At 29.9% G+C, this 11,170-nt stretch carries 12 protein-coding genes and 1 tRNA gene; 1 reads left to right on the top strand and 12 read right to left on the bottom strand.

Annotation, left to right across the window (positions count from 1 at the left end):
• Nucleotides 1-68 precede the first annotated feature (68 nt).
• On the bottom strand, nt 69-662 hold the full coding sequence (locus tag ACR0P1_RS06675; RefSeq protein WP_432645628.1) for a zinc ribbon domain-containing protein: 594 nt from the start codon (nt 660-662) through the stop codon (nt 69-71).
• Nucleotides 663-802: 140 nt separating this feature from the next.
• Between ACR0P1_RS06675 and ACR0P1_RS06670 the strand changes: the two genes are divergently transcribed.
• Nucleotides 803-1,099: a winged helix-turn-helix domain-containing protein gene (locus ACR0P1_RS06670; protein WP_432645627.1), complete on the top strand. Its 297-nt coding sequence runs from the start codon at nt 803-805 to the stop codon at nt 1,097-1,099.
• Here ACR0P1_RS06670 and ACR0P1_RS06665 read toward each other — a convergent pair.
• The 11 genes from ACR0P1_RS06665 to cysE all read right to left on the bottom strand — a co-directional run bounded on the left by ACR0P1_RS06665 (nt 1,096) and on the right by cysE (nt 11,137).
• Nucleotides 1,096-2,073, bottom strand: coding sequence for a zinc ribbon domain-containing protein (locus tag ACR0P1_RS06665; RefSeq protein WP_432645626.1), 978 nt, complete (start codon nt 2,071-2,073; stop codon nt 1,096-1,098). The genes ACR0P1_RS06670 and ACR0P1_RS06665 overlap by 4 nt on opposite strands.
• Nucleotides 2,074-2,085: 12 nt before the next feature.
• Nucleotides 2,086-2,976 carry a double zinc ribbon domain-containing protein gene (locus tag ACR0P1_RS06660; RefSeq protein WP_432645625.1) on the bottom strand — a complete coding sequence of 297 codons (891 nt, stop codon included), beginning with the start codon at nt 2,974-2,976 and terminating at the stop codon, nt 2,086-2,088.
• Nucleotides 2,977-2,984: 8 nt separating this feature from the next.
• Nucleotides 2,985-5,246 carry a DHH family phosphoesterase gene (locus tag ACR0P1_RS06655; RefSeq protein ID WP_432645624.1) on the bottom strand — a complete coding sequence of 754 codons (2,262 nt, stop codon included), beginning with the start codon at nt 5,244-5,246 and terminating at the stop codon, nt 2,985-2,987.
• A 16-nt stretch (nt 5,247-5,262) separates the two neighbouring features.
• Nucleotides 5,263-5,781 (bottom strand): hypothetical protein, encoded by a 519-nt coding sequence (locus tag ACR0P1_RS06650; protein ID WP_432645623.1) that lies wholly within the window; start codon nt 5,779-5,781, stop codon nt 5,263-5,265.
• Nucleotides 5,782-5,894: 113 nt separating this feature from the next.
• Nucleotides 5,895-6,266, bottom strand: a complete 372-nt coding sequence (locus tag ACR0P1_RS06645; RefSeq protein ID WP_432645622.1) for a desulfoferrodoxin family protein — start codon at nt 6,264-6,266, stop codon at nt 5,895-5,897.
• Between the two features lie 147 nt (nt 6,267-6,413).
• Nucleotides 6,414-6,803: a Fe-S cluster assembly scaffold protein NifU gene (nifU, locus tag ACR0P1_RS06640; RefSeq protein ID WP_432645621.1), complete on the bottom strand. Its 390-nt coding sequence runs from the start codon at nt 6,801-6,803 to the stop codon at nt 6,414-6,416.
• A gap of 17 nt (nt 6,804-6,820) precedes the next feature.
• Complete coding sequence (locus ACR0P1_RS06635) at nt 6,821-8,005, bottom strand: cysteine desulfurase family protein (RefSeq protein WP_432645620.1); 1,185 nt, start codon at nt 8,003-8,005, stop codon at nt 6,821-6,823.
• Between the two features lie 526 nt (nt 8,006-8,531).
• The gene (gene cysS, locus ACR0P1_RS06630) at nt 8,532-9,878 is read right to left on the bottom strand and encodes a cysteine--tRNA ligase (protein ID WP_432645619.1); all 1,347 of its coding nucleotides are present in this window, start codon (nt 9,876-9,878) and stop codon (nt 8,532-8,534) included.
• A gap of 34 nt (nt 9,879-9,912) precedes the next feature.
• Nucleotides 9,913-9,984 (bottom strand) — tRNA-Cys (locus ACR0P1_RS06625).
• Between the two features lie 66 nt (nt 9,985-10,050).
• Nucleotides 10,051-10,419 (bottom strand): transcriptional regulator, encoded by a 369-nt coding sequence (locus ACR0P1_RS06620; protein ID WP_432645618.1) that lies wholly within the window; start codon nt 10,417-10,419, stop codon nt 10,051-10,053.
• Nucleotides 10,420-10,423: 4 nt separating this feature from the next.
• A complete protein-coding gene (cysE, locus tag ACR0P1_RS06615; RefSeq protein WP_432645617.1) occupies nt 10,424-11,137 on the bottom strand; it encodes a serine O-acetyltransferase in 714 nt (237 codons plus the stop codon).
• Nucleotides 11,138-11,170: the final 33 nt, after the last annotated feature.

Genomic DNA, 11,170 nt, shown 5'->3' with positions numbered 1-11,170 from the left:
TATAATTTTATCAATTAAATAATTTTTTAAAAAAAAAGTACATAAAAAAATGATATAAAATCATTTTTTTATTGATATCTATAGAAATAAACTTCCCAACTTACAGTTTCATAGTAATCAATAGTAAATGTTTCAGAAGAATCTGAAGTGTAGGTAAATGAATCAGATTTAGTCTCAACAGCACTATGAGAACCCCAATTCACTCCACCAGATGCACCATTAGATCCGGAAACTGTTAAATGATTAGTTGCATAATTTTTGATAGGATATGCCGAAAGTTCTACTTTTATTTTCCCTTCAGGCACAGTAATTGTTTTAGAACCAGAACCTGAACCAGAATAACTGCCAATTAGCTCCCAAGATTTAGATTCAGTTGTTTGAGATGAAGTTTCTTGAGTTTTAACATTACTACTAGAATCTTGACTATTTACGGAACTAACTCCCTGAGAAGTAGTATTATTTTGTGGAATATCACTATTATCAGAACCATTTAATGCAAGAAATCCAATAATACCTGCAAGAGCTACAATAACAATAATTAATAACACAATTAGATATTTGGAATTATTTCCACTATTATTACTTACATTAAGTGGACTTCCACAGTTTCCACAAAATTTCGCATTTTTTTTATTTTCAACACCACAATTTTTACATTTCATATAAATCAAGTACACACATATTTATTGATATAATTTTTAACATTCTTTATTAATATATTAATTGGAAAATATATAATAATTTAATTAGTGTGTAATATGTCATAAAATATTTAATAATACAAATAACATAATATTCAAGCATGGAAAGTGAAAAGGACAAACTTTTAAAATTAACTTCATATGTTCAAATTTCCAAATACCGAGAAAAAACACTTAAATCCATTGGTGATGATGTTAAAATACCAACTAACATCGCAAAAGATAGTGGAATTAGAACCAACCATATTTCAAAGGTTTTGAGTGAATTAAAAAGTAAAGAAATTGTTGAATGTATAAACGAAGAAGCTCGTAAAGGAAGATTATATAGGTTAACAGAGACTGGAAAGGATGTGTTAGACACTATTAAAGTAAAAAAGGAAAAAGAGGATAGTGATTAACTTAAATCAAACCCGTCCCTTATACTTTTTAATTCTTCCCTAACACTAGGATTTGAAGCTTCTTTAAAAATATCATACAAAATTTTAATTAACATACTATTTTTATCATTTAAACTAAAACATTCATCTGTTTCCAACAATATTGAATCATAACTTTTGTTTTCTAGATCTCTTTTATATTGTGATTTTATTTCTTGCCTCAACTCATTGTTTATATATTCTTCTAAATAAACAATTATTTCATTTGCAAATGAATTACCAAACATTACCATAGTTTTTATAGATGCCTCATCAAATGGAGCATCTTTCACCAATACGTTAAAAGATCCATAATTTTGATATCCGTATGGAATAAATCTACCTTCAACAGTGTGTGCACAGTATTCATTCATAATTTTAAATTCAGGAAGCATTAAGAAATACCATATGAAACTTTGCAATGTTGTTGAAGGTTTTACATTAAAAATAGAACATAATAATGATTCAATAATAGTGAATAATAAATAGTGCGCTAACTCATGAATAATAGTTGCAATTTGAACAGAATCATCTAATCGATCATCATAAAAAATATTATTGCCTAAAAATATGAATCCTCTTTCATATCCTTTTGCTTTGGTTTTACATTCGGCAAATACACTAGCAAAATTTAAGATTTTCTCTTTTATTGTATTACCATGAATTCTCACATAATTTGCTCTTAAAAAAATATCATTCAACAGAGCATTATACTCTTCATCAGTAATTTTAGCATTTAATAATAAATTTTCATTAAATTCACTAAATAAAACATCAAAATCATCAATGAAAACTGGATTAATTTGTTTATTACATTTAACACAAAAATTAGCATGATTTTCATTAATTGAATCACAATAAGGACAAATATTCTCTAGAATAAATTTATTACCACAGTGAATACAGTAATTATTTTCTTTAAAATTTAAAGTCCCACAAATACCACAACTTTTCAAAATAATCACAACCTACTTAAAAATCCGTTTAATACTTGTTACTGTATCCTTAATAGAATTTTTTAGAACTATTCTATTTCTAATATTTTTACCACAATTAGAACAAAACTCAGTATTCCAATCAAGAATTTCACCACAAGAACAAACTATTCTTGAATTAATTAATCTCTTAGGATTTAATGGCCTTTCACAATTTTCGCAAAATTTAGCAAAAATAGGATTTTTATGTCCGCAAACACAAATAATAAGTGATTTCTCATTTTTTAAGTCTGTTCCACATTCAACACAAAAAGATGAAGTAATATCATTTAAAGTGGAGCAAACACATAATACTGCTAAATCAGATAAATTACCATAATTCTTCAACGGCAATCCACAATTCTTACAAAATTGAGAATTTGCCTCATTTTCTTCACCACAAAAACAAAAAACAGAACTATTAAACTCTAAATCAAAATTATTATAATTGTTGTTTTCTTCCTGTGTCTCAGTTTCATGCAATTGTTTCCCACACATCTCACAAAATGAATTTCCCTTAAAATTAACTGCACCACATTCACATAAAATATTATCTAAATTGAATTTTGATTTGGATTTCTTTTTTAGAATCCTAGATAATTTACTATGAAACCTTCTCTCCCCACACATCCAACAGAATTCATTTTCCACACTATTTATGTACCCACACTTACATATATCATATTCAAAATCATCACGATTACTTAAGATATATGGAGAAAAATCAATTGGAAAATTAAAAAACCCAATATTATGTACTGGAGGTGTGAAAACATAATTATCTTCCTTTTGTGTATAACCTGTTTTACACCCACATTTAGGACAATACAAATTATTTGGAAAAATTCTACAACCGCATTTTTCACAATAATTCTTTAAAGTCATTTTATATCTTAATTTTTAGATAAAGATTGAATTTCACCAATGACATTAGATAAAACTTCTTCCCCTAATCCTTCAATATATTTAATGGATCCAGCACATTCATGACCTCCTCCATCAATACCTGCTTGAGGTACAAGCTCTATCATTTTAGATACAATTTCATTTACATTAAAACCGTATTGTTCATTAACCGCATCAGTAGCCCTAAATACACCAAAATCAGGCCCATGACCTAATGTTACGATAGGTTTATCTTCACCTAACTCTTCTTTTATCTTATCATGAACAAAACCGCAGGTTTTACCTGGAGCTGGGAATGTAAATTTATGAGCATATTTTTCAACATCAATAAGATTAAAATGAATTCCATTATCAAATTGAATTCTTTTAATATTTGGAAGTGCTGCTTTAAGTTGATTATCAACCCTTTTTTGATACTCTTTATATAAAGCATCAATCATCTTTTCATGTTTATCAATATTATCAACAGCAAGAATTGTATCCATTATTCCTCTACCATTCATAAATCTTAAAAAGAATGCTTCAAAGTCAACACATTCTGCAATTTTAGCTAAATGTTCTCTTTCAAATCCTTTTTGACTTGCGATTTCAAGATACTGTTGGACCTCACCACATTCAGCTTTATCTCCTAATGCTGCAATAGCAGGTAAATGTTTAATTAATTCCTCTACATCTGGATTAATTAAATGTGCAACTTCTGTTGCAAGAGCTCCTGCTGTTAATTGTGAATCTCCACCGACTAAATATGGATTTACATGACAATCAACATATTCATCAACTGCAACTGTAGCACCACATATCTCACCATTTTGAACATCTTTAGTGAGTAATTCACCTGGAGAATGGTGATCTATGACAACAACTTCAATATCATAAATTTTAGCTTGCATTAAAGCAACAATATCCTCTTCAGTAGATCCATTATCTAAAAGAACAATTAACGGTAATTTTTGACCATGCCTTTCTTGGTCTTCTAATGCAAAAGATAAATCCTTAACTACATCTTCAAGCTCATAAAATGGTGCTTTACTTGGAGACCTTTTAAAATAATAATATTGAGCATCATTACTTGGATTTTCTTTTTCTATTAATGGAATAATTGCTTTTTCCATTGCAACTCCTGAACAGATACCATCCGCATCATTATGGTGTCTGATTAAAATTGTTCTACCATCAAGTATTGCTCTTCTGATTCTTTGTGCTGCCTCCCTCATCTTAGGTTTGAGTCTATTTAAAATATTACTTTTGACTAAGAAATCGACATGTTGCGGTTCAGCTTTCTTGTTTAATGCATCATCAATTAACTTATGTAACTTTGCAGTATTTTCTTCATTAAGTTTTACCATTGAAGATGACTCAATTTGTGTTTTTCCACCATGTTCGTTAACTTCACCTACAACCTGCACCGCATCACCAAGTTCAATTTCAGGATAGGACCTCTCACCTGCTTTATCAAAAGCAGCTATTTCAGTAGTTCCACTTTCATCACTAATTATAAAAATAGTAGGACCAGAAGTTTGTTGAATTTGCTGAACTTCCCCATCAATTCTAATCATCTTACCTTTTTTCTCATCAAGATTACTAATTAATGTCCTAGGGAATGTTTTAGTTAATTTTTTAATATTATAAGATCCAACATTAGCGGGAGCTAAATCAATTTTTTTCTCTCTAGATTTAATTGCTGTAACAAATACAATTACATCATCGCCAACCTTATGGCCGAAATTGTCTCCTCTCATAAGCCCCCAAACATTTTTGTTTAAAGTAACAAAAGCACCGAATTTTTCAATTCTAGTAATTCTTCCTTTGTATAACTTGTCCTTGTCAATGTCACTCATTCGACATAATGAATCCAATACATAAACATCACGAGTTGCACTTCTACTAGCTTCATATTTGTCATGTTTAGCTTTTTTTAACTTTCTTTTCTCTTCACAGCTAGCACATAAGTCATGTTGATCGCCAATTGATTTACCGCAATCTCTACATACATTAATCTCACCAGTTCCATGGCAATGAGGACATTCTTCAAAAACTTCAACTTGGCCTTTTCCATTACATACCTCGCATGGAACATCTTCTTCACCACCCAAGTCAAATTTTGCTTTTGCATTACTGTTTATACCTTTAAAATGATTACCAATATCAAAAGCATCATCTTCATATCCTGTTCCACCACAAGATTTGCATTCTTTATAGTCCGCAACAACTGAACCAATCCCTTTACATTTTGGACACTTTGTTTTCAATTTAAAACCCCATATATCATATAATAAAATTTTGTTGTTTAAATAAGTCTGAATTATTTTCTACTATTGAATCACGTTCATACTGATATTCACTCGCCTCATAAATTAAATCATTAGCCTGTGAAGCATAAGTTGTACCAGTATAATTTGAATTAAGTTCAAAACATCCAATAGCTTCTTTTAAGTTATTAACAGCATTAATTTTTAATTCTAATTCTTTGATGACAGTATCAATATATTCCTTTTGAACATTAGTTATATCTGAAGAAAAATTATTTCGTATATCATTCAATTGATTTAGACTACTATTATAATTATCTCCAGCAGATATTGCTTTACTCTTTGCTTCATCAAAGCTTTTATCATTAACTAATTGAACAGCTTCATTATACTCTTTATTTCCATTAACAACGGAATCACTAATATCTGGCATGGTTTTATTAATATTATCCATTGAACTATCAATAAATATAATAGCTGCAGAAATGAACAATAAAACTAAAATAAAAATTATTAATTTACTATAACTAGACACGATATTAAATATATAAAAAGATATTATTAAAATTTTTCATGAAAAATATAATTCATAGAAAAACAAACTATTTTAAAAAATAAAAAAAAGAAGTTTAAAAATAAATTCTAAACTTACTCACTGGACCAAAGTCCATGTAAATTACAGAATGCATATACCACTGCATCAGCAGCTTTATCTGCACCGATAGTGAATGTTGCTTCTGCAACTTCTCCTGGTTTGAAGCATTTTGCATACAATTCTGAACCTGCTTCAACAACAACAAATTGAATAAAGTGATCATCATCCATAGGGTGAGCGACTTCTCCAACTTTTACATTTATATTGTCTCCGTCGATTTCAAAAATAGGTTTATGTTTAGGAGATACTTCTCCTTCAGTTTGTACAGGAATTTTAAGTAAATCTGGACTGCAAACTTCTCCTTCACCTTTAACAAACATAGTTAAAATACTTCCACATTTTTCACATTTTATAAAATTTGCCATGAATAACATCTCCAATAAAATTTATTAATTTTATATTTTTTATTCTTAATATATATTATTAATTATTATCTAAATGTCCATTTAATAATATTATTTTAAATTAAAATAAACTAAGTAGTGAAAATTCAAATTACATATGTAGAAAGATTATTTATTGGCAATACTTTCAACATTATTCTCATAATAATTTTCAATGGCAACTTGAAGAGCATCAGCAGCAAGGTTTGAACAATGCATTTTAACAGGTGGAAGACCCTCCAATTCTTCAGCCACATCATTTCTTGAAATATTCAATGCTTCTTCCAATGTTTTTCCAACAGCAATTTCAGTAATCATGCTACTTGTTGCGATTGCAGCACCACAACCAAATGTTTGGAATGAAATATCCTGAATAACATTATCCTCGACTTTAATATAAATTGTCATCAAATCCCCACAAGTTGGATTTCCAACGGTTCCAACTCCATTTGCATCTTCCATTTTCCTACAATTCCTTGGATTTGTAAAATGATCCATTACTTTATCTGAATAATCCATATTAACACCTACCTCTATTATTTTCTACACATTACATCATCATAATCAATTTCTTGATTCCAAAGTGGTGACATTTCTCTTAATCTTGCAACTGCTTCTGCAACAGTGTTAACAAAATCATCTACATCGAATTTTTCACTTTCCGGAGCAAGAGATATTCTAAGTGACCCATGTACATCAACAGGATCTAATCCTAACGCAGTTAAAACTGGAGATGCTTCCAACGTATTGGAAGAACATGCAGACCCAGTTGAAGCCTGATATCCTTTTGCATCGAGTAATAATATTAAAGATTCTCCTTCAATAGCCTTAAATCTAAAATTAAGTAAATTAGGTGATCTTTTTTCTGCATCACCATTTAAATAAGTCCTAGGAATAGTACTTAATATTTTATCAGAAATCTCATCCCTAATTGATACTAGTTTTTCATAGTGTTCATCAAGCTTATCTACAGCTAATTCACATGCTTTTCCAAATCCAACAATTCCAGGAACATTTTCAGTACCTGAACGAATCCCCTTTTCTTGACCTCCACCATGAATTAAAGGTTCCACATGAGTTCCTTTTTTAATATATAACGCCCCAACACCTTTTGGACCATTAATCTTGTGGGAAGATAAAGCCAGTAAATCTACATTTAATTTTTCAACATCCACTTCAATTTTACCAAATGTTTGAACAGCATCACAATGAAATTTAATTCCGTTTTCATGTGCTATTTTACCAATCTCTTCAATTGGTTGGATAGTGCCCAACTCATTATTACCATGCATTACACTAATCAAAATAGTTTCATCAGTAAGGGCTTCTTTCAAATCCTCAATTTTAATAATTCCATTTTCATAAACAGGCAAATAAGTGACTTTGAAATCTAAAGACTCTAAAAATTCTACTGTTTTTTTGACAGCAGGGTGTTCAATTTGAGTTGTTATTATATGCTTGCCTTTTTTTGCTAATTTAAAAGCAATACCCTTGATAGCTAAGTTATCTGATTCTGATCCACCACTAGTGAAATAAATTTCTTCAGGTTTTGCATTAATCGCATTTGCCACTCTTTTACGAGCTTGATCTAATGCTTTTTTAGATTCACGACCAATTCTATAAAGAGTGGAAGGATTTCCAAACTCTTGCCTAAAATAAGGTTTCATTTCTTCAAAAACTTCTTGGCTAACTTGTGTAGTAGCGGAGTTATCTAAATACATACTTCATCTCCAAATTTAGTTATTCTAGATTTAAACCAATCAAAATAATCTAAAACTTGATTTAAATCTTCTATTAAATCACACACATATTCTAAATCAATGAAAAAGTTTATGAAATCAATTGTTACTCTTATTACTTCAGTTAATTCTTGTTTGTACCTGCAAGATACATTTCAAGACTTTTAGCATCTACAATATTGCAAGTATTGAGAACAACTTCAAATTTTCAATGCCTTTTTCATTAATAATTACTTACATACTTGAACATACCACGTGTTATATCATTATATAACAATAGTTATTTTTTCATATATTGAAATTTGATTTACCCAAAGAACATAAAAAAATAAATTATAACTCATGTTATACAAATATAACATCTGTTATTTTAGTATATAAAGTTTTTGCTAACCTAAAAAAATTAAAACAAAAAAAAAGAGTAATGTGCATTGAATGCAATCTTACAGGATTAATTAAAAAAAAAGTTAAATAGTTTTAAAAAACAAAAAAGAGAAAATAATTTCTCTTAATCGTTAATATCATAACCTAATGCTTGTAAGTCATCTCTAATTTTATCAGATAACTCATATTGTTTGTTAGCTCTTAACTGAGATCTAACTTCAGAAATTACATTGAGTAACTCATCAGATCCTGCATCTACTGCCTCTGCTTCAAAGCTAACACCAAAAATATTAGATACAATATCTAAAAATGATTTAATAGCTTTTTTATCTTCACTAGAGAATTCAAACAATTCATTTTTAGTATCATTTATTAATCCAAAAATTGCTGCAATAGCTTTTGGAGTGTTAAAATCATCATCCATACTGCTGAAGAATTCTTCCATGTGAGGAGTTAAAATATTACATTCATATTTATTTTCATCTACTTCAACATCTAAAAGCTCATAATATTTTCTAATTCTATCTAAGCTTTTTTCAGACTGATGAAGTGAATCTTTTGAAAAATCAATAGGACTTCTATAATGAGTTGAAAGTACGAAAAATCTAAAAGTATCCGGATCACACTCTTCTAACAATTCACGAATAGTGATAAAATTATTCAATGATTTTGACATCTTTTCCCCATTAACATTTAAAAATCCAGTATGTAACCAGAATTTTACCATAGGAGCTTTTCCACTTACTGCTTCCATTTGAGTAATTTCAGCTTCGTGGTGTGGGAAAATTAGATCCAATCCTCCTCCATGTGCATCATATTGAGGTCCAAAGTAATATTCAGTGATTGCAGTATCTTCAATATGCCATCCAGGCCTTCCTTCTCCCCATGGAGATGACCAAGTTGGCTCATCAACATCAATACGTTTTTTCCAAAGCGCAAAGTCTTGAGGATTCTTTTTAGTAGTCTCTGCAATATCTCTATGTGATTCTAATTCTTCAATATTCCTGTTTGAAAGCTTACCAAATTCCGGAAACTTCTCAATTTCAAAGTAAACCCCATCTTCAGTTTCATAAGCAAATCCCTTATCAATTAATCTTTGGATTTGGTCTAGAATTTCATCAATATGATCAGTTGCCCTTGCAAATAAATTAACACCATTGACATTTAATTTATTCATGTCTTCAATGTATCTTTTTTCGAATTTACGAGCTAACTCGCTTGCTGGAATTCCACTTTCCTTTGACCTATTAATAATTTTATCATCGATATCAGTGATATTTTGAATGTAAAATACAGCATATCCTTTGTATTCTAAATATCTTTTTATTGTATCAAAAGAAATATATGTTCTCCCATGCCCAATATGTGCATCATCATAAACAGTAGGACCACATACAAATAAGTTGACCCTATTTTTATTAATAGTTACAAAATTCTCTTTACTACGAGTTAAAGTTGAATAGACGTCCATAAAAAATAACCTCAAAAAAATAGTATTTAAAAAAAGGCAAGTGAGGGATTTGAACCCCCGTATTATGGTCTGCAGCCACACACCTAAGCCACTCGGTAAACTTGCCACAAAATTAAAGGATAATAAAGTATTAGTAATTAACCATATAAATACTTTACTATTTCCTTTTACATTATCCCCTAGCCATACAAGATTGACAATCTTCTCCAAGTTCAGATTTATCAATGTTAAGTTGATCTAAAATATCGGGTAATTCAACATGCCCACAAATTTTGCAAGTTGTTGAAATCAAATCTGCTTTAGTTGCTTCATTTTGATATAGCTTAAAAGCAAATTCTTTAATCATATTCCTAACATTATCCTCGAGTTTGATTCCACTACCTCGTTTATCAGTAATATACTGAGAAACTGCTGGCTGGGTAATATCCATAATTTCTGAAACCTCTTTTTGTTTCATACCCAAATTCAAAAGTTCTTTAGCTAGTTCTGATCTAATAGCTGGGATCACATACCAAACTACAATTTCACAAGGTGGCTTCATAATATCATTCCTCTTTTCTAAATAAATCTTCTAAAGATTCTTGTTCCTCCCTGATATCATCAGTTAAACAAATTTCATTCTTATCATATAACACCTTAATATGTTCATCATTTTCTTGGAGATGCTTAGTAATAGTCCTAATTGCATCTGCAACAGGGTCAGGGAGTTTGTTGTGATCTAAATCAACTTTTTCATGAGGTACCCCTTTACGTTTTACAATACGTCCAGGAACTCCAACACAGGTTGATTCAGAAGGAACATCCTTTAATACAACAGCACCAGTACCAATTTTAGAATATTCTCCAATAGTAATATTACCCATTACTTTCGCACCTGCACCAATAATAACTCCCTTTTCTATTGTAGGATGTCTTTTAGTTTTTTCAGTACTAGTACCACCAAGAATTACTCCTTGATATATTAATACATCATCACCGACAACAGCTGTTTCTCCAACAACGACACCCATACCATGGTCAATGAATACACGTTTACCAAATGTTGCACCAGGATGAATTTCAATACCTGTAATGAATCTAGCTAAATTAGAGTTCATACGAGCTAAAAGCTTAAAAGAATGATTCCAAAGCCAGTGACTAACTCTATGCATCAATAAACCATAGAATCCAGGATAACATAAGAAAATTTCTAATGTTGACCTTGCAGCAGGATCTTTTTCTTTAACAGCTTTAATTTCATCCTTTAAATTATCAAACATTGATAAACCTCAAATAATCTAATAAATTTAATT

The sequence above is a fragment of the Methanobrevibacter sp. genome, assembly GCF_050872065.1.
GTDB lineage: Archaea > Methanobacteriota > Methanobacteria > Methanobacteriales > Methanobacteriaceae > Methanocatella.
This window is presented reverse-complemented; position numbering and strand designations above follow the sequence as displayed.